This window comes from uncultured Clostridium sp. (genome assembly GCF_900547735.1).
Classification (GTDB): domain Bacteria; phylum Bacillota; class Clostridia; order Lachnospirales; family Lachnospiraceae; genus Otoolea.
Genome location: NZ_URHZ01000019.1, coordinates 41,582 through 60,038, shown reverse-complemented (window position 1 = coordinate 60,038; position 18,457 = coordinate 41,582). Strand labels below are relative to the sequence as shown.

At 52.2% G+C, this 18,457-nt stretch carries 18 protein-coding genes; 13 read left to right on the top strand and 5 right to left on the bottom strand.

Annotated elements, in window-relative coordinates; genetic code table 11:
• Window positions 1-10 precede the first annotated feature (10 nt).
• From QZT18_RS08365 to QZT18_RS08320, 10 genes are all read left to right on the top strand, one after another.
• Window positions 11-1,018, top strand: a complete 1,008-nt coding sequence (locus QZT18_RS08365; protein WP_294146547.1) for an iron ABC transporter permease — start codon at window positions 11-13, stop codon at window positions 1,016-1,018.
• The gene (locus tag QZT18_RS08360; RefSeq protein ID WP_294146594.1) at window positions 1,002-1,883 is read left to right on the top strand and encodes an ABC transporter ATP-binding protein; all 882 of its coding nucleotides are present in this window, start codon (window positions 1,002-1,004) and stop codon (window positions 1,881-1,883) included. The genes QZT18_RS08365 and QZT18_RS08360 overlap by 17 nt, the downstream gene beginning before the upstream one ends.
• Window positions 1,884-1,906: 23 nt before the next feature.
• Window positions 1,907-3,856, top strand: coding sequence for a hypothetical protein (locus tag QZT18_RS08355; RefSeq protein ID WP_294146545.1), 1,950 nt, complete (start codon window positions 1,907-1,909; stop codon window positions 3,854-3,856).
• Complete coding sequence (locus QZT18_RS08350; protein ID WP_294146543.1) at window positions 3,849-5,477, top strand: aminotransferase class I/II-fold pyridoxal phosphate-dependent enzyme; 1,629 nt, start codon at window positions 3,849-3,851, stop codon at window positions 5,475-5,477. Before QZT18_RS08355 ends, QZT18_RS08350 begins: the two co-directional genes overlap by 8 nt.
• A gap of 23 nt (window positions 5,478-5,500) precedes the next feature.
• Window positions 5,501-6,097, top strand: a complete 597-nt coding sequence (locus tag QZT18_RS08345; RefSeq protein WP_294146541.1) for a guanylate kinase — start codon at window positions 5,501-5,503, stop codon at window positions 6,095-6,097.
• A 97-nt stretch (window positions 6,098-6,194) separates the two neighbouring features.
• Window positions 6,195-7,184 carry a DNA polymerase III subunit delta' gene (gene holB / locus QZT18_RS08340; protein WP_125141456.1) on the top strand — a complete coding sequence of 330 codons (990 nt, stop codon included), beginning with the start codon at window positions 6,195-6,197 and terminating at the stop codon, window positions 7,182-7,184.
• Window positions 7,185-7,187: 3 nt separating this feature from the next.
• Window positions 7,188-8,099 (top strand): stage 0 sporulation family protein, encoded by a 912-nt coding sequence (locus tag QZT18_RS08335; protein WP_125141455.1) that lies wholly within the window; start codon window positions 7,188-7,190, stop codon window positions 8,097-8,099.
• Window positions 8,089-8,826, top strand: coding sequence for a tRNA1(Val) (adenine(37)-N6)-methyltransferase (locus tag QZT18_RS08330; protein WP_294146539.1), 738 nt, complete (start codon window positions 8,089-8,091; stop codon window positions 8,824-8,826). The genes QZT18_RS08335 and QZT18_RS08330 overlap by 11 nt, the downstream gene beginning before the upstream one ends.
• Before the next feature lie 67 nt (window positions 8,827-8,893).
• The gene (gene rsmI, locus QZT18_RS08325) at window positions 8,894-9,742 is read left to right on the top strand and encodes a 16S rRNA (cytidine(1402)-2'-O)-methyltransferase (RefSeq protein WP_294146537.1); all 849 of its coding nucleotides are present in this window, start codon (window positions 8,894-8,896) and stop codon (window positions 9,740-9,742) included.
• Window positions 9,743-9,760: 18 nt separating this feature from the next.
• The gene (locus QZT18_RS08320) at window positions 9,761-10,378 is read left to right on the top strand and encodes a hypothetical protein (RefSeq protein ID WP_294146535.1); all 618 of its coding nucleotides are present in this window, start codon (window positions 9,761-9,763) and stop codon (window positions 10,376-10,378) included.
• Between the two features lies 1 nt (window position 10,379).
• Here QZT18_RS08320 and QZT18_RS08315 read toward each other — a convergent pair whose 3' ends face one another.
• From QZT18_RS08315 to QZT18_RS08295, 5 genes are all read right to left on the bottom strand, one after another.
• Window positions 10,380-11,015 carry a superoxide dismutase gene (locus QZT18_RS08315; RefSeq protein WP_294146533.1) on the bottom strand — a complete coding sequence of 212 codons (636 nt, stop codon included), beginning with the start codon at window positions 11,013-11,015 and terminating at the stop codon, window positions 10,380-10,382.
• 195 nt (window positions 11,016-11,210) lie between these two features.
• Window positions 11,211-13,163: a 1,4-alpha-glucan branching protein GlgB gene (gene glgB, locus QZT18_RS08310; protein ID WP_366925825.1), complete on the bottom strand. Its 1,953-nt coding sequence runs from the start codon at window positions 13,161-13,163 to the stop codon at window positions 11,211-11,213.
• A gap of 4 nt (window positions 13,164-13,167) precedes the next feature.
• Window positions 13,168-14,514, bottom strand: coding sequence for an alpha-amylase family glycosyl hydrolase (locus QZT18_RS08305; protein ID WP_294146531.1), 1,347 nt, complete (start codon window positions 14,512-14,514; stop codon window positions 13,168-13,170).
• Window positions 14,515-14,539: 25 nt separating this feature from the next.
• Window positions 14,540-14,767: a YaaL family protein gene (locus QZT18_RS08300; RefSeq protein ID WP_294146529.1), complete on the bottom strand. Its 228-nt coding sequence runs from the start codon at window positions 14,765-14,767 to the stop codon at window positions 14,540-14,542.
• Window positions 14,768-14,923: 156 nt separating this feature from the next.
• Entirely contained in the window at window positions 14,924-15,289 is a 366-nt protein-coding gene (locus QZT18_RS08295; protein WP_366925824.1) for a metalloregulator ArsR/SmtB family transcription factor, read from the bottom strand.
• A gap of 380 nt (window positions 15,290-15,669) precedes the next feature.
• Here QZT18_RS08295 and QZT18_RS08290 point away from each other — a divergent pair, with 380 nt between their 5' ends.
• Genes QZT18_RS08290 through QZT18_RS08280 form a run of 3 tightly spaced genes read left to right on the top strand, consistent with a single transcriptional unit; the run spans window position 15,670 to window position 18,451 of the window.
• Window positions 15,670-16,212: a prepilin peptidase gene (locus tag QZT18_RS08290; protein WP_294146527.1), complete on the top strand. Its 543-nt coding sequence runs from the start codon at window positions 15,670-15,672 to the stop codon at window positions 16,210-16,212.
• Window positions 16,209-17,219, top strand: a complete 1,011-nt coding sequence (locus QZT18_RS08285; protein ID WP_294146525.1) for a hypothetical protein — start codon at window positions 16,209-16,211, stop codon at window positions 17,217-17,219. The genes QZT18_RS08290 and QZT18_RS08285 overlap by 4 nt, the downstream gene beginning before the upstream one ends.
• A 53-nt stretch (window positions 17,220-17,272) precedes the next feature.
• On the top strand, window positions 17,273-18,451 hold the full coding sequence (locus QZT18_RS08280; RefSeq protein ID WP_366925828.1) for a CpaF family protein: 1,179 nt from the start codon (window positions 17,273-17,275) through the stop codon (window positions 18,449-18,451).
• Window positions 18,452-18,457: the final 6 nt, after the last annotated feature.

The following is an 18,457-nucleotide window of genomic DNA, read 5'->3' as shown; positions in this document are numbered from 1 at the left end:
AAGAAAAGATATGACAGTTCAAAAAAGAACGGGAAATAAGAAAAGAATATATGTTTACAGCCTGATCATCCTGATGGTATTCCTCGTGATATCCCTCTGTACCGGGAGATATCCGCTGGAAGTGCGGGAGATAGGGCGTATATTGTCAGGACAGGGAGCAGATGAGACGGCAAGGAGCGTGTTTTTAACTCTGCGTCTTCCCCGTACGGTTATGGCATTTATAGCAGGAGCCGGCCTCAGTATGGCCGGCTCTATTTATCAGGATATATTCCGCAATCCACTGGCGTCCCCGGACCTGATCGGCGTTACCAGCGGAGCCGGGGCAGGAGCGGCGTTCGCCATTGTCTGCTTCGGGCAGGGCGGAGGTATGGTGGTCGGCAGCGCATTCGCGGGCGGCCTAATTGCCGTTGGAGCCGCGGTAGCGCTGGCGGGAATGGCAGGACACCGCTCCGCCTCCGATTTTGTGCTGGCCGGGATTGCGGTGCGGGCGCTGGCAGATTCCTTTATCATGGCGATGAAATACCTTGCGGATCCGGAGCGCCAGCTTGCGTCGATTGAATACTGGACCATGGGGAGCTTTTCCAGCATGACTTATGAGAAGCTGATGACGGCGGCTCCTGTGGTGCTGGCCGGGTTAATCGGGCTTTTGTTCTTTCGGTGGCAGATTCAGATGCTTTCCCTGGCCGACGACGAGGCAGCCATGCTCGGAGTGTCCGTCAGAGTAGTCAGAATCTTGGTTCTGGCGCTGACGACGCTGATTGTTGCGGGAATTGTCAGTGTGACGGGCGCTATCTCTTTCATAGGACTTGTGGCCCCGCATATTGCCAGGATGCTTCTGAAAGAAAACGGATTTTCAGCCGCTGTTCTGAGCGGACTTGTGGGGAGCATCATTATGCTTGCGGCGGACTGTCTGGCCAGATCCCTGGGAGGAAGTGAAATTCCGGTCAGCATTCTCACATCGCTCCTGGGCGTGCCGGTACTGGTGTGGCTGCTTATTGGCAATGGGAATAAACCTTGAACACAGGATGGACGGAAGAAGGATGAACGGTTATAATGTAGAGAAGGACTGCCTTCTGGAGATACGGGATTTGCAGGTTTCTTACCAAAAGGGGACAACTGCCGCCGGCAGGAACTCCAGGGAACCACAGCCGGCAGTTTTGGACGGTGTGAATTTAACGGTTAAAAAGGGCTGCCTGACGGCGCTTCTGGGAGTGAACGGTTCGGGTAAGACGACACTTCTAAAAGCAGCGTGCGGACTGATACCGTTCCGGAAAGGCGGGGTGACGGTATGCGGGCGTGACCTGACGGCGTTTGGCCGCAGGGAATTGGCGTCCTGTATCAGTTATATTCCCCAGAAAAACAGTATTTTATATCATATCAGGACAGAGGAAGTGGTTGTCATGGGGGCAAATCCGCGCCTTTCCTGGTATGAGGCGCCTTCTGCCGCACACAGGCGGGAAGCGCGGGAGCTCCTGGGACAGATGGGGCTTTTGGAGGAAGCGGACAGGGATTTTCTGACGTTAAGCGAAGGTCAGAAACAACTGGCGCTTCTTTGCCGCGCCCTGATGCAGAATGCTCCGGTGATGATGTTTGACGAGCCGGACAGCGCGCTGGATTATGGAAACAGGAGAATGATCCTGAGCCGGATTTCCGGTATTATCCGGGAAAAGAAGTACGGCGGCCTGATTACAATCCATGATCCCGATTATGCCCTGCGATACTGTGATGAGATTGTAATATTGAAGGACGGAAGGATAAGGGAAACAGTTTACTGCAGAAATGGAACCGAGGAAGGGCGGAAAGAAGCGGAGAGAAAGCTCAGAATGATTTATCCTGATCTGGAACTGCTGAGCTTCAACGGCCGGTTCCTCACGGTAAAATAGCAGACGATAAAGGAGGAATGCGTTTGAATCAGCGTACTCTTTTAAAAAAGACGATGGATCTGGCAAGAACAGGGGACGCGGACGCGTTTCAGAATTTTTATATCCTGACGGTACAGGATACCTACGGAAAAATCGGCTCTCTTGTGGAGGACCGGGAGAAGGCGGAACCAATCCTGGTGGAAGTCTACTTAAGGCTCTACCAAAAAGCCAACACCCTGCCGGTCGATGAGGAGGAACTCACGGACCGTATCGAGGAAGAGATTTACCGCGTGGTTGAAAAGGAACTGGGACATGAACCGGCTCATCTTGAGTTTGATGGGGAGTACCAGAGCCTGAAGGAAGAAGCGGCGGTAACGATGTGGATGAAGATCGAGGAGAAAGCGGGCCTTACCCGGGAGGAGCCGGAGGAAGACAAGGGCTCGTTTGCCGCATACCTCTACAGCCTCCTGAAGGTGGTTATGACGGTGTTTATCCTGATTTTTACGGTGGCGGTCTTTTACAAAGGCCTGAGGTGGTTCCGCGGCAGCAGGAAGGGGGAGGAGATCCCCGCTGTTGTGATGGAGACGGCGGCGGCAAGCAGCGAGGCTCCGGTTGTCATAGAGGGAGAACGGCTGAACCCGGGCTGGGAGCAGAAGCCGGATGGAAAGCTTTATTATACGACAAAAGAAGGAAGACTGGCCGACGGACCCGTTGCGCTGGGAAAACAGATCCTGACATTTTCCAGGAACGGCGAGCTGACCATGATCGGAAGCAATAAGGACGTGGTGGAGAATATGAACCTGTCCTTTGATGAAACAACGCGTTATGAGGTGAAATCCGGTGATATTTATATAAAAGATCCCGATACGGGGGAGGAGACACGCGTTGTGATGAACGGCCATGTGACCCAGGCCGACGTAAGGTGCGGGTATCTGTGGTATATCAGCCAATATCAGATCCCCAATTCTTCACAGGTAAAGACAACGCTCTACAGGGCCGAACCGGAGGGAGGAAAGCAGGAGGAGATTTATACGACGGACAGCACCCCTCCGTCGGAGAGTTTTCAGGTCACATCCAGATGGCTTTATTACCTGTCCGACGGAACTCTGTACCGGAAAGAACTGAGCACCGGCAACACGGAATCCCTGGCCTCGGATGTGGAACATTATTTTGCCTGGGAAGATACGGCTTATTACATGAAAGACAGGACTCTTGAAAGTGTGTCACAGGGAGTGGAATATTCGGGCACAGAGGCCGGATACCGGATCGAGCTGAAGGAGCAGGGGCTGGTTCTGTCCCTGTTTGATGCGTCGGGAAATCCGGTTGTGGAGGAAGGCAGCGGCGAAGTGCGTGCCGGAGACAGAATCTACCGGCTGGAGGAAGGCGTGATCAAATCGGTAAGCCCGGCTCCCAGAAAAGACGGAGACGTCACATACTACATCGATGATGCGGGTACGGATAAGAAGATTTACTGGAAGGACGGAGCCGGTACAAGAGGGCTGATACGGCAGGAAGGGCTGGTGGCGGACAGTTTCTGTATAGCGGGTGACTGGCTGTACTACAGCGCCAGAACGGAGCAGTACGGGGCCGAGTGCGACAGTCAGATTTACCGCCTTAATTTAGAGACCATGACCCTGGAGAAATCGGGCGCTCCATTCAGGGGATATATGAGGAACATGTATTACTTTGACAATGTCCGGGCTATTTTTGGCGAGTACATCCCATCGGTGGCGGATCCGGAGGATATCCACGGGGAGATCTCGGTGATTTCCCTGGGCGGCGGAATTGAACCGGTCAATGATACGGGAGTGCGGCCGGAACCGGATGGCAGTGATATGTTAGAGATGGTCATGGCCGAGGGAGACAAGATCTACTGCCTGTATCACAGATGCAGCTATGACAGTGACTCCGGGCAGATGGCCTGGGAGACGACAAAGCCGCTGGAAATAAGATTAAACGGAACAGAAATCCAGAATGGAGCCGAGGATGAATAAGGATAATACGGGGGAGTGGAAGAATCCCCTGCTGGAACAGCTAATCAGATACGGTGAGTCGGACTGTTACCCTTTCCACATGCCCGGACACAAACGGCAGGTGGAATTGGGGATAACTTCTTTTCCAAATCCCTTTTCTGTGGATATCACGGAGATTGACGGATTTGACAACCTGCACCATGCGGAGGAAATACTGCGCGAATCCATGGATCGGGCCGCCGCCGTCTACGGGGCGGACCGGACCTACTATATGGTAAACGGCAGCACCGGGGGAATCCTGAGCGCCATCAGCGGGGTGACTTCCCCTGGCGGGAAGATCATTATGGCCAGAAACAGCCATAAAGCCGCCTATCATGCGGTGCTGCTCGGTCATCTGGATCCGGTGTATGTCTACCCCGACTATGCAGATGACTACGGAATCCAGGGCGGCATTGACCCTGCGGCGGTTGAAGCCGCCTTTGAAAACACGAATAAGAAAACGGATAAGAAAACGGATAAGATGGCGGGTATGCCCTCCGGGACAGGGGAGGACGGGAACGGAATCCAGGCGGTGTTTATCACATCGCCGACCTATGAGGGAATGGTTTCGGACATCGGGGCCATTGCAGGGATTGCCCACCGTCACGGCGTGCCGCTGATTGTGGATGAGGCCCACGGGGCGCATTTCCCGTTTGGGGCGCATTTTCCCTGCTCCGCTCTGGAATGCGGGGCGGACATCGTAATCCAGAGCCTCCATAAGACGCTGCCGTCCCTGACCCAGACGGCCGTGATGCATATAAAGGACGGGTTTGCCGATAGAGCGGGGGTGGAGCGGTATCTGTCCGTCTTCCAGAGCTCCAGCCCTTCTTATGTGTTTCTGGCATCCATAGAAAACTGCATCCGTTATATGGACGGGGAGGGAAGAGCGCGGATGGAGCGTTACGCCGCTTCCCTGCAAAGGCTGATGGAGTGCGGAAGGAAATTCAAACATCTGCGGCTGGCGGATGACGGTATCTGCGGCCGTTTCCATATAAAAGACAGGGACGCATCAAAAATTGTGATCTCCACAAAGGAATGCGGCATGAACGGAGCCGAGGCAGCGGATCTGCTGCGCAGCCGCTTTCATCTGGAACCCGAGATGGCCTGCGGCAGCTACTTAATTCTGATGACGTCTTTGATGGATACGGAAGACGGATTCAGAAGGTTATATGAGGCGCTTTGCTGCCTGGATAAACTGGCTGGCGGCGGGGGGAGCGGTACGGAGGAAAAAGAAAACGGCACTGAGGAAAAAGAAAACGGCGGGAAAACGGCGGAGACAGGGCAGTTAGGGGATGGCCCGGCGCGCACCTGGCTGGCCGGAATCCGGAAGGTTATGAAGATCTCCGATGCATGGGGACAAAAGCTGAAGCACATACCCCTTAAAGATGCTGCCGGAACCGTCAGCGGAGGTTTCATTACCGTATATCCGCCCGGCGTGCCGATGATTGTCCCGGGGGAGCTGATTTCGGAGGAAGCCGTGGAGCTGATACGGAAAAACCGGGAGATTGGCCTGACCGTGGAGGGAATCGCGGAGGACGGAACCATTGCCGTTTCAGACGTAATACAGAGGGGAAACAATACCGCAGGAACGGCGGGAATTTAAACAGATAACAGAGGTATGGAGTCATGGGAAAAATATTCTATGTAATGGGAAAAAGCGCGTCCGGGAAGGACACAATCTATAAAAAGCTGATGGAGCGCCTGCCCGGGCTTAAGACGGTTGTCACTTATACGACAAGGCCGATACGGGACGGGGAGACGGAGGGCGTGGAGTACCATTTTACCACGGCCGGACAGTTAGAACAGTTTCAGAGGGAAGGAAAGCTGATTGAGATCAGGACGTATGATACGGTGTTTGGGCCGTGGAGCTACAGCACGGTAAACGACGGCCAGATCAACCTTGCGGAGGATAATTATCTGATGATTGGGACGCTTGAATCCTACCGGAGCACAAGGGAATATTTCGGCGCGGATAAACTGGTGCCCCTTTATATCCAGGTAGAGGACGGGGAACGGCTGACCCGTGCCCTGGAGAGGGAAAAACAGCAGAAACAGCCCAAATACGCGGAACTGTGCCGCCGCTTTCTGGCGGACGAGGAAGATTTCAGCGAAGAGAAGCTTGAAGAGGCGGGAATTGAGAAACGGTACGCCAATTCAGAGATGGATCAGTGCCTTTCTGAAATCGCGGAGACGATAACAACACTAACCAAAACCCTGGATTAACCTCGGATTCCCTACTAGGCAGCATTTTAATCTTGTGTTATACTATATGAGACAATTTTGTGTGCGGTGGGGAGTTACGCCGTTTCAGGAGGAAGATATGGCAGGTTTTCATGATATAATCGGACATGACATGGTGAAGGATCATTTACAGAAAGCAATCGAGTATCACAAGGTATCCCACGCCTATATTTTATCGGGCGAAGAGGGGATGGGCAGAAAGACGCTCGCCAAGGCATTTGCCATGACGCTTCTCTGTGAAAAAAGTGATAAGGAACCATGCATGCAGTGCCACTCCTGTAAACAGATCATGTCGGGCAATCATCCGGATGTCATCTGGGTGACGCACGAGAAACCGGCCAGTATCGGAGTTGACGATATCCGTGTCCAGATCAATGACTCGATTATGGTGAAGCCGTACAGCAGCAGTTATAAGATCTACATGGTCGACGAGGCCGAAAAGATGACGGTACAGGCGCAGAACGCGCTTTTAAAGACAATAGAGGAACCGCCTTCCTATGCGGTCATCATTCTGATGACAACGAACCAGGAGGTGTTCCTGCCGACGATCCTTTCAAGGTGCATCCAGCTGAAGCTGCGTCCACTGAAGGATCATGTAATAAGTGATTACCTGGAGGAGATGATGGAGATACCGGAGAGCAAAGCGGATATCTATGCGGCATTTGCAAGGGGAAATCTGGGAAAGGCCATTCACCTGGCTTCCTCGGAGGAATTTTCCCTGCTTTATAAAGAAGTGCTGACATTGCTTAAGAATATAAAAGAGATGGACATTCCCATGCTGCTTGATTACATTAAAAAGCTGCAGGAGGACAACCTGGATCTGTTTGAATGCCTTGATTTCATGCAGCTCTGGTACCGGGATATCCTGATGTTTAAGGTGACAAAAGACATCAATACACTGGTGTTTAAGGATGAATATACAACGGTCAGCAATCTGTGCCAGAAGAGTTCTTATGAAGGCCTGGAGCTGATTTTAAACGCAATAGAGAAAGCGAAGGCCAGGCTGAATGCGAATGTCAATACGGAGCTGGCCCTGGAGCTTATGCTGTTAACAATGAAGGAGAATTAATCTATGACAAAAGTTATCGGAGTCAGGTTCCGTAAGGCCGGTAAGGTTTATTTCTTCGACCCGGCCGGTATGGAGATAAAGACCGGCGATCACGTGATCGTGGAGACTGCGCGCGGTATCGAGTTCGGCCATGTGGTTCTAGGGAACCGCGAGGTGGAGGACAAGAAGGTGGTACAGCCGCTGAAATCGGTTATCAGGATGGCCACCCGTGCGGACGAAGAGGTGGAGAGAAAGAATAAAGAGAAGGAAAAAGAGGCGTTTAAGATCTGCCTTGAGAAGATTAAGAAACACGATCTTCAGATGAAGCTGATCGACGCGGAATATACCTTTGACAATAATAAAGTGCTGTTTTACTTTACAGCGGACGGAAGAATCGATTTCCGTGAGCTGGTAAAGGATTTGGCGGCCGTGTTTAAGACGAGGATTGAACTTCGTCAGATCGGCGTGCGCGATGAGACGAAGATTATGGGCGGCGTGGGAATTTGCGGCAGGGCTCTCTGCTGTCATTCTTACCTGTCTGAGTTCATACCCGTATCCATCAAGATGGCGAAGGAGCAGAACCTGTCCCTGAACCCGACCAAGATTTCGGGTGTCTGCGGACGCCTTATGTGCTGTCTGAAGAATGAGGAAGAAACCTACGAGGATCTGAACAGCAAACTGCCGAATATCGGAGACTATGTGACGACGGACGACGGCCTGAAGGGCGAAGTCCACAGCGTGAGCGTACTGCGCCAGCTTGTCAAGGTAGTCGTAATTGTGGACAGGGATGAGAAGGAAATCAGGGAATACAAGGTGGAACAGCTTAAGTTCAGGCCGAAGCGCAGACGTGAGCGCGTCAATGTCAACGATGCGGAACTGAAGGCGCTGGAAGCTCTGGAGCGCAAGGAAGGGAAATCGAAGTTAGATGACAATTGACCTGAAGGAACATGAGAGAATCGATGAGCTGCACCGGAACGGTTACCGCATCATCCAGAGGGAGAACGCGTTCTGCTTTGGTATGGATGCGGTGCTCCTGTCCGGTTTCGCCTCTGTGAAGCCGGGGGAGAAAGCACTGGATCTGGGAACCGGAACCGGGATTATTCCGATTCTTCTGGAGGCCAAGACGGAGGGGAACCATTTTACCGGGCTGGAAATCCAGGAAGAGATGGCCGAGATGGCATCGCGGAGCGTAAAGCTCAACGGACTTGAAGAAAAAATAGACATCATAACAGGCGATATCAAAGAGGCGGGCCGGATCTTCGGCGGGGCCTCTTTTGATGTAGTGACGACAAATCCGCCCTATATGAACGACAGCCACGGTCTTAAAAACCCGGAACTTCCCAAGGCGATAGCCCGCCACGAGGTGCTGTGCACGCTGGACGATGTGGTGAGGGAGGGAGCGCGTGTACTTCGGCCGGGGGGCCGTTTCTATATGGTGCACCGGCCCCACAGGCTGATCGAGATCATTACGGCCCTCACCAGATACCGGCTGGAGCCGAAGCGGATGAAGATGGTGCATCCCTTTGTGGACAAGGAGGCCAATATGGTCCTGATCGAGGCGGTCAGGGGAGGCAGGTCCATGATTAAGGTGGAAAAACCGCTGATTGTTTATAAAGAACCGGGCGTTTACACCGATGAGATTTACGATATCTATGGGTATTAAACCGCAGGTTTGGAGGATTGGCAACTAATCATTTTGGCGATTGGCGGAGAGCCGCAGGGAGAATAATATGCAGGGAAAATTATATTTGTGTGCCACACCGATTGGAAATCTGGACGACATAACGCTTCGTGTGCTTAACACACTCAAAACCGTGGATTTGATAGCTGCGGAGGATACCAGACACAGCATCAAACTGCTGAACCATTTTGACATAAAGACCCCGATGACCAGTTATCATGAATATAACAAAATCGATAAGGCGAGATATCTGGTGGACAAGATGAAAGAGGGCCTGAATGTGGCCCTGATTACCGACGCGGGAACGCCGGGAATCTCGGATCCCGGGGAGGAGCTGGTGAAGCAGTGTTATGAGGCGGGAGTCGAACTGACCTCCCTTCCCGGGCCTGCGGCCTGCGTTACGGCGCTGACCATCTCCGGGATGGCGACAAGAAGGTTCTGCTTCGAGGCATTCCTGCCGACGGATAAGAAGGAAAAACAGTGGATTCTGGAAGAGCTTAAGACGGAAACCAGGACGATTGTCCTCTATGAGGCGCCCCATCATCTTCTCAGGACGCTGGGTGAGCTTTATGAGGCGCTGGGGGACCGGCGCGTGGCCGTATGCCGGGAGCTTACCAAGAAATACGAGACGGCACTCCGGACGACGCTCAGCGGGGCGATTACCCATTACACTGAGAATGACCCAAAGGGCGAGTGCGTGATTGTGCTGGAAGGACGGACGATCGAAGAGCTTAAGACAGAGGGGCAGGAGGACTGGAAAGAGATGCCGCTTGCCGAACACATGGAACATTATCTTTCCCAGGGGAAGGATAAGAAAGAGTCGATGAAGCTGGTGGCAAAGGACAGGGGAATCAGTAAGAGGGATGTCTACCAGCAGCTTCTGGAAGACGGAGAGTAGAATACAAAGGAGAGGTTCATGTACGAGGATTCCTATTATGCGGACAATGAGATCGACAGGGTGATATACCAGTATTACAGGGAGAACGGCGGATACTTTCTGGGGAATCCGTACGCGGGACAGTATCCTCACTGCCAGTTGATTCTTGATATGGACAGCGCGCCGGTGTCGGTGCTCCCGGTAGTGACTTCCCAGTCCAACTATGGTTATGGAGTAACCTGCGCGGCGATGACACAGGCGGAGCTTAAATATCCTTATCATCTGGATATTGTGCCGATGACTTTTTTCAAAAAGGGGATGGAGCTGATTGCCAAGGCTGATATCAAGGTGAGATACCGCGATCTGGATTCGAAGTATCTGATCAAGAGCGATGAACCCGCCTTTACGAAGTTGATACTCCCCGGCAGCCGCCTGGCGGATTTACTTCTGCAGACCAAGGCATTCCGGATCAAGGTGGAGCCGGTTGCCAAGGAGCGTAACCTGCATGCGGTCCAGGTCTTCAGAAACAGAACGCTTGGAGTGGAAATCCAGGGAAAGACGATCGATTTTGAAGAACTTACCGCCATGGTTGAGATCTGCAGGGAGGCGGCTGCGGCAGTGAAAAGCTTTGCCATGCCGGAGAAAGAAGAACGCTAGATTACGGCTGCATGCCGAAACAGTTCAGATAGTACCGGTTGGCGCTGTCCCAGTTTATTACGTGGAACCAGTCGTCGATATAATCCGCCCTCACATTATAGTGCTTCAGGTAATAGGCGTGTTCCCAGACATCCAGGTTCAGTACGGGACACATACCAAGGGGGAGCGGGGTATCCTGGTTTTTCGTTGTTATGATTTTCAGTTTTCCGGCGGCGTCTACGACAAGCCAGGCATAGCCGGAGCCGAAAACGGAGAGAGCTGCCTCTTTAAATTTTTTCTGGAAAGCTTCATAACTGCCGAATTCGCTGGTGATGGCATCCGCAAGAATACCGGCAGGGCGTGATGGGGCCGGATTGGCCAGGTTGGAGAAGTAGAACTGATGGTTAAACACACCGCCGCCGTTGTTTCCGACGGCAGTCTGGATGTCATCGGGGAGACTGGGGACGTTCATGATAAGCTGTACCAATGTCCAGTTCTGGAACTGGGGATACTTGCTTAAGGCGGCGTTCAGATTGTCGATGTAGGTCTGTAAATGCTTATCGTGATGAAGTCTCATGGTTTTTTCATCGATGTACGGCTCCATTGCGTTATAGGCATAGGGGAGGGGATAGTTGACAAATTTATAATGTTCGTTCATGCCGAATCCCTTTTTTAACAGTATATGCAGATAGAAAAGGCGTGTGAAAGCGCGCTTCTCGAACTTTTCATTGCCACCCAATAAAAAAGCCGGACTGTCGGGAAAATTTCAGACAGTCCGGCTTTTTGGACGGTTTTAAGACCTCAAATGCAATTATTTTAAATGATAAATCTCTCTTTTAATTCCGGCGGACCGTTAGAACCGGAATATGGCGGTTCCATAAGCCGGAAGCGGATAGGAGAAGGAATACGGCTGGCCATCACACTCTCCTTTGGCGGATTTAAATACCTTCTGCTCTTCACCGCGCTCATAAAGGCCGTGCTCATTGTCCAGGAGCAGTGTGAAATTGCCCCGCTTCGGAACACCGACCCGGTAATCTTCGCGGGCGACCGGGGTGAAGTTACAGATAAAGAGCAGATTTTTCTTTTTCGTCTCGTCACGGCGGACAAAGCTGAAAATGCTTCTTTCGGCATCGTTGGCATTGATCCATTCAAATCCGGAAAAGTCGCCGTCCAGGCGGTAAAGTGCAGGATATTTCCTGTAGAGGGTGAGGAGGCCGCGGACGTATTTCTGTAAATCTTCGTGGAGAGGTTCGTCGGCCAGATACCAGTCCAGCGCCACTTTTTCATCCCACTCGTGGAGCTGTCCAAAGTCCTGCCCCATAAACAGGAGCTTTTTGCCGGGATGGCCCAGCATAAAGGTATAGCCTGCCTTCAGGTTGGCAAATTTATCTTCATACTCACCGGGCATCTTATTAAGCATGGAACACTTCAGGTGCACAACTTCATCATGGGAAAGAACCAGGATAAAGTTTTCGCTGGTGTTGTATGTGATGCCGAAGGTCATCTTATTGTGGTTGGGTTTTCGGAAATAAGGATCCAGTTTCATATATTCCAGGAAGTCGTGCATCCATCCCATATTCCACTTAAAGGTGAAGCCGAGTCCGTCATCCTCGGGCCGTTTCGTCACATTGGGCCATGCCGTGGATTCTTCCGCAATGATGATAGATCCGTCCTTCCGGCCGGTAATTACGCTGTTTAAGTGCTTGAAGAACTCAACGGCCTCCAGGTTTTTATTTTCTCCGTATTTATTGGGAACCCACTGGCCGTCCTGACGGCCGTAGTCCAGGTAGAGCATGGACGCGACGGCATCCACTCTCAGTCCGTCGATGTGGTAATTCTCGATCCAGTAAAGCGCGTTGGCAATCAGGAAATTGGCAACTTCGTGTTTGCCGTAGTCAAATACTTTGGTGCCCCAGTCGGGATGCTCTCCTTTCCTGGGATCCGCATATTCATAGAGCGGCTGGCCGTCGAAGTCGGCAAGGCCGTGGGCATCTTTTGGAAAATGGGCGGGCACCCAGTCCAGTATGACGCCGATGCCTTTTTTGTGCAGGTAATTAACAAAATACATGAACTCTTTGGGAGTTCCGTAACGCGAAGTCGGGGCGAAATAGCCGGTAACCTGGTAACCCCAGGAACCGTCATAGGGATGTTCGGCAATGCCCATCAGTTCCACATGGGTGTAGCCCATCATTTTCACATAGTCGGCCAGTTCGTGCGCAGCCTCCATGTAGGTGTAATATCCGTCCTTCTCCTGGCGGTTTTTCTTCTTCCAGGAACCAATATGTACTTCGTAGATGGACATCGGGGATTTTACAGGATCGGATTCCCGGCGCTTCGTCATCCAGGAAGAATCGCTCCAGCCGAAATTCCTGATATCCGTAGTGACGGATGCCGTCCCGGGCCGGTATTCGGCAGCAAATGCATAGGGATCCGCTTTGAAGAGGATTTTTCCGCTGGTGGTTGTGATGGCGAACTTGTAGAGCTGGCCCGAGCCGAGGCCGGGGACAAACGCCTCATAGATACCGCTGTTTTCCACCTGTTTCATCGGTGTAGAGTCCAGATTCCATCCGTTAAAATCGCCCACCACGCTGACGGATTCGCTGTGCGGCGCCCACACGGCAAAATAGTACCCGTCTTTTCCCTGATATGTAAACGGATGGGCCCCCAGCTTGTCAAAGAGTTTGTAATGGCGTCCCTCGCCGTAAAGATAGCGATCCAGCTCACCGATCACTCCAAGACCGGACATCTTTGATTTGGCAGCAGGTGTTTTCCTGGTTGTTCTGCCGGTGTTCTTGCTTCCCGTCATAATGTTAACCCTCCGTTATTCTGAGAATAACTGCGTCGTTACCCTCTAATTCTATTTGAATCCGGCCGCTTTCAATGGTAAATGTCCGTCCGGTTAATAGATCTGTGCAAACATCCGCGCCGGTGTTAAAGGGTATATTCACCGATGCAGGATTTTCGTCGTTGTTCACGGCTGTAATCATCGAAACGCCCTCCGATAGACGGGCAAAAGCATACTGACGGTTGGTCAGCAGCAGCTCCTTATAAGGTCCGCCGTGATAGGCCTCTTCGGCCAGGTGAATCTGCCCCAGCTTACGAATCAGTTCCGTCAGTTCACAGGACCGCGAAGCCGCCTCCGAAATGGCGATCGCAGGACGGAGTTCGTCGTCCGAGTGCGGGGTCCTGCGTCCCTCCGTACCCCATTCGCCGCCGTAGTAGATGGAAGGGATTCCGGGCAGGGTAAACAGCAACGCATAGACTGGTTTCAGGTGCGCCTTACTGTTTAATTTGCTGGCAATTCGATCCTCATCGTGGTTGTCGACAAAAGTATAAAGATCCCTGGCCACGGCCTCCAGCCTGCGGACATTATGGGCCAGTTCAAAATAATTGTGGTCGTTGTGGGCGGAGTAAATGCTCTTGTGCATCTCGTAATTTGTCACCGAATGGAGCATCTCATCATTGACCCAGCGGGAATATTCTCCGTGGATGACTTCTCCCATCAGCCAGAAATCCGGTTTAACGGCGTTTGAAACCTGCCGCAGCTCTTTCATAAACTGAAAATCCAGGACATTGGCACAGTCCAGGCGGATGCCGTCAATGCCGAATTCACTGACCCAGAACCTGACCGTATCCAGGAGATAGTTTTTCACATCCTGATGATACAGATTCAGGCAGGGAAGTTCCCAGATACCGTGCCATGCCTCATATCCAAAGGAATCTCCCATGGGACTGTTAAAGTCGAAATTCACGCCCTTATACCAGTCCCGGTATGGAGATGCCTCCCGGTTGCTGCAGATATCCTGAAATGCAAAAAATTCACGTCCCGTGTGGTTAAAAACCCCGTCAACGACGACGCGTATGCCGTTCTCATGGCAGAGGTTAACAAAATTTATGAAGTCTTCATTCGTGCCGAGACGGCGGTCCACGGCCCTGAAATCCCTGGTGTCATAGCCATGGGTAGAAGATTCGAACAGCGGTCCGATATAGACTGCGCTGCAGTTTAAACTTTTAATATGCGGAATCCAAAGATCCAGTTCGGTAAAACGGTCTGCGGCCGCGGTTTCCGTATTCTGCTTGGGCGCGCCCGTCATACCCAGCGGGTACATGTGATAAAAGACGGCCTCCTCATACCAGGTGTGTTTATTGTGTGCCATGCTTGTCCTCCCCAGGCAGCGTGTGCTATGCGTAAGTTTCCTGCTCCTTAATGCTTCGGAGAAGGAACTGATAGCGAAGCTGCGCAGCTTTTAATTCATAAATATAACAATCGATCAATGTGGGATCCACGACCTGTTCAAACCGGTTGATGGCGGTGTCAATGGTCCCCATAGCCTGCCTAAGCTCTTCCAGAAGTTCCGGATCCAGCCTGCGGGCTTTCATACTGCGTTTTGCCTGTCTTGATAATCTCATAATTATTTCACTCCTGTATAATCCGTGCAATGGTCCGGCCGTGGGCGTGCAGATGGCGGGAATGAATTGTCAAACACGCGGGGCTGGACAGTGACAAATATGCGCTTTGTCAGCAGTTTATGGATGCTGTAATTAGTATATACAGGAATGGAAAGTTTATGCATCCATGCCCAGAAATGACTGAAGGTTTGTGCCCAGTCTTGTGAGCTGTCTGGTGCTGTCGACGATGGACAGATAGTAATAATTACAGGTGCCTTCACGGCGGATGGAAATCAGCCCGGCATCCTTTAAAAGTTTTAAATGATGGGAAACAGCCGGACGCGACAGGCTGGTTTTTTCGGTGATTTCCCGCACATTCATACCGTGGCGGCTTAAGTTTTCCAACGAGAAATCTCCGCCGCACGTTCTGTAGGCCGCATCGGTCAGGGACTCGATAATGGACAGCCGTATCTCATCGCCGAGCGCGATAAACAGAGGCATGCAGTCGTGGAATAAATTTTTCAGTTCCAATACGTCGGGCAAGGCGTTTCCTCCTTTGGTTTAAAAATTTGAACTAATACTATTTTATCATTTTTAGGAAAGCCAGTCAACGTAAAGGCTGCGGGGACCGGAGGAATAAATGAATAAAATTCTTACCTGTTTTTTGGTGATTTTTTTTGAAAAAGGGAGTTGACTTTTTGGACAAAAGTGTTCATAATAAAAAAACATTCTTCACAGTTTAGCAGAGGCTATCCTGTAACAAATATTCTTGCTGCGTCTCGCAGCGTGGTTTATCTTTTATTGTTATCTATATCATTTGTTTTTCACTTATTTTCCGGTTTGATTGCTATTTTGTGTTATTGGCTGCCGTTTGATATTACAGGCTGCAGGTGCGTTACCGCCGCTTCGGAAGGAGGGATTGGGTGGGAGATTTTGTGTTACTGTTTTTTCTGTCGGGCTGTGCTTTATCCGATCTGAAGACGGGAAAGATTCCGAATGTTTTAGTGCTGCTTGGTGTTGCGTCATTTGGAATTGCCGTTTTTATCAGGGGGCCGTCCTCCGGGTATGGAGTCCGGGAGACAGGGACGGTTTTTATTCTGTTTTTTGCCCGGATCCTGTTTACGGCCGGTGTGCTCTTTCCGCTCTTTCTGTTCAGGATGATGGGGGCCGGGGATATTAAGGTGATGGCGGTGACGGCCGGATACCTGGGCATGGACAGAGGGTTTCAAATTATATTCTATGGTCTGGCGGCCGCGGCCGCGTGGTCTTTCATCTATATGCTGCGAAAGCGCATTCTTTTAAATCGTATCAGATATTTCCTGAATTACATGAAAAATATATTCCGGACAGAGTGCATTCTACCCTATTACTGCGCATGCGGGCAGGATGGAGCGGGACTCTGCTTCGTCCCCTTCCTGTGGTGCGGGTACTGTCTCTGGCTGGCGGTGAACGGAGGCATGGTATGAGACATGTTATGGCAATTTATGACGTAGACCCGCTCTATGCGGCGAGGTTTGCGGATGTGGTGAACCAGAAAGAGAAGATTCCCTTTGAGGTGCTTGCCTTCTCCTCTTTCGACAGGCTGAGAAGCTATGCAAAGGACAATCCGGTGGAGCTGCTTTTACTCAGCAGCGCGGTCAGCCGTGAGGAGGCGGAGGCGCTCGGCGCGGGCAGGGTGATCCGGCTGGCGGACGGGGAGACGGTGCAGGCCGATATGGAGTATCCGAGTGTTTACAAGTATCAGTCCAGTGAGAATATTATCCGGGAGGTGATGGCCTGCTACTGTGAGAAGGAGACGGATCTTCCGGTCGGCCCGGCCCTGGGGACGGCGGCAAAGATACTGGGGATTTATTCACCGGTGGGCCGATGCCTGAAGACCTCCCTGGCGCTCACGATGGGGCAGCTTCTGGCCCAGGAGGGGCGGACCCTGTACCTGAACCTGGAGGAGTGTTCCGGCCTGTCCGTTCTGACCAGGGAGGAATACAGGGAGGATTTATCGGATCTGCTGTATTTTTACACCCAGGGCAGTTATAACCTTCTCCGGCTGAACAGCGTGGTACATTCCATCAATGCGTTAGACTACGTGCCTCCCGTGCGTTACCCGGAGGACCTTGCCCAGACCGATACGGAGCAGGTGGCCGGACTGATTGAGAAGATAGCATGCGAAAGCGGCTACGAGAGCATTATCCTGGATATCGGGAGCCTGGGGAAGTTTGCCTCCGGCCTGATGGAACTGTGCTCCGTTATCTATATGCCGATCAAGGAGGACAGCGTATCCCTTGCCAAGCTGGAGGAATTCGAACACTACCTGGACGTATCCGGGAATGAGGCGGTGAAAGACAAAATCAGGAAGCTGAGACTCCCCTATCACAGCAGCTTCGGGCGGAGGGAGAATTATCTGGAACAGCTTTTATGGGGAGAACTGGGAGACTATGTGAGACAGCTTTTGAGAGGGGGCAGGAGACAGCCATAGACACGGCGGTTATAACAGAGGAAAAGGAGCGGAAAAACAGGCTCAGGGCAAAGATGATGGCCGAACTGGAAGGGAGGATGCAGGTGGAGGATGAGGAGCTGCGCGAGATGATTGACAGCGCTGTCCTCAAGGAGGCCGAGGAGACATATCTGACCCTGAAAGCAAGGCTCCGACTGAAGAAAGAACTGTTCGATTCGTTCAGACGTCTGGACATTCTGCAGGAGCTGGTGGATGATCCGGAGATAACGGAAATCATGGTTAATGGAACGGATCACGTATTTGTAGAAAAGGGCGGCCGGATCAGCCGCTCCGAACGGACTTTCGACTCGGCGGAGCAGCTTGAAGACCTGATCCAGCAGATTGTCAGCCGGGTGAACCGGACGGTAAACCTCTCCTCCCCGATCGCGGACGCCAGGCTGGAGGACGGTTCCAGGGTACATGTGGTACTTGCGCCCGTGGCAATTGACGGCCCGGTCCTGACCATCAGGAAGTTCCCGGAGCCTATCACAATGGATAAGCTGATCGGCCTGGGCAGCATCACCAGGGAGGGGGCGCAGTTTTTAAAGACAGCGGTAAGGGCAGGGTACAACATTTTTGTGAGCGGCGGGACGGGCTCCGGAAAAACCACGTTTTTAAACGCCCTGTCGGAGTTTATACCGGAAGATGAGAGAATCATCACGATTGAAGATTCCGCGGAGCTGCAGATACGCCATATCCCCAATCTGGTCCGTCTGGAAACGAGGGTTGAGAACCGGGATGGCAGCAGGGAGATTTCGGTCAGAGATTTGATAAAGGCCAGCCTGCGCATGAGGCCGGACCGGATTCTGGTGGGCGAGGTCAGGGGAGCGGAGGCCCTGGAGATGCTCCAGGCCATGAATACGGGCCATGACGGCTCCGTTTCTACCGGCCACGGGAACAGCCCGAAGGACATGATAACGCGCCTGGAGACGATGGTCCTGATGGCCGCGGATCTGCCCCTGGCCGCAGTGAGAAATCAAATCGCCTCGGCGGTGGAGTTAATGGTACATGTGGGAAGACTGCGCGATAAGAGCAGAAAAGTTCTGGAGATATCGGAGGTGACGGGATGTGAGGAGGGACAAGTCATGCTGGAACCAATCTTTACCTTCCGGGAGAGAGAGGGAAAGGACCGGAAGCGGGTGGAAGGCACGCTGGAAAAGGTGGGCGAACTGCGGCGGAGAGAGAAACTGCGGGCCGCGGGCCTGGATAAGTAAACCTAT

Excerpts from the sequence above, each read along its gene's own strand:
- QZT18_RS08285 (WP_294146525.1), top strand. The coding sequence starts at position 16,209 with ATGAGACATGTTATGGCAATTTATGACGTAGACCCGCTCTATGCGGCG.
- glgB (WP_366925825.1), bottom strand. The coding sequence starts at position 13,163 with ATGACGGGAAGCAAGAACACCGGCAGAACAACCAGGAAAACACCTGCT.
- QZT18_RS08365 (WP_294146547.1), top strand. The coding sequence starts at position 11 with ATGACAGTTCAAAAAAGAACGGGAAATAAGAAAAGAATATATGTTTAC.
- QZT18_RS08280 (WP_366925828.1), top strand. The coding sequence starts at position 17,273 with ATGATGGCCGAACTGGAAGGGAGGATGCAGGTGGAGGATGAGGAGCTG.
- QZT18_RS08300 (WP_294146529.1), bottom strand. The coding sequence starts at position 14,767 with ATGAGATTATCAAGACAGGCAAAACGCAGTATGAAAGCCCGCAGGCTG.
- QZT18_RS08335 (WP_125141455.1), top strand. The coding sequence starts at position 7,188 with ATGACAAAAGTTATCGGAGTCAGGTTCCGTAAGGCCGGTAAGGTTTAT.
- rsmI (WP_294146537.1), top strand. The coding sequence starts at position 8,894 with ATGCAGGGAAAATTATATTTGTGTGCCACACCGATTGGAAATCTGGAC.
- QZT18_RS08330 (WP_294146539.1), top strand. The coding sequence starts at position 8,089 with ATGACAATTGACCTGAAGGAACATGAGAGAATCGATGAGCTGCACCGG.
- QZT18_RS08320 (WP_294146535.1), top strand. The coding sequence starts at position 9,761 with ATGTACGAGGATTCCTATTATGCGGACAATGAGATCGACAGGGTGATA.
- QZT18_RS08315 (WP_294146533.1), bottom strand. The coding sequence starts at position 11,015 with ATGAACGAACATTATAAATTTGTCAACTATCCCCTCCCCTATGCCTAT.
- QZT18_RS08360 (WP_294146594.1), top strand. The coding sequence starts at position 1,002 with ATGGGAATAAACCTTGAACACAGGATGGACGGAAGAAGGATGAACGGT.
- holB (WP_125141456.1), top strand. The coding sequence starts at position 6,195 with ATGGCAGGTTTTCATGATATAATCGGACATGACATGGTGAAGGATCAT.
- QZT18_RS08305 (WP_294146531.1), bottom strand. The coding sequence starts at position 14,514 with ATGGCACACAATAAACACACCTGGTATGAGGAGGCCGTCTTTTATCAC.
- QZT18_RS08350 (WP_294146543.1), top strand. The coding sequence starts at position 3,849 with ATGAATAAGGATAATACGGGGGAGTGGAAGAATCCCCTGCTGGAACAG.
- QZT18_RS08345 (WP_294146541.1), top strand. The coding sequence starts at position 5,501 with ATGGGAAAAATATTCTATGTAATGGGAAAAAGCGCGTCCGGGAAGGAC.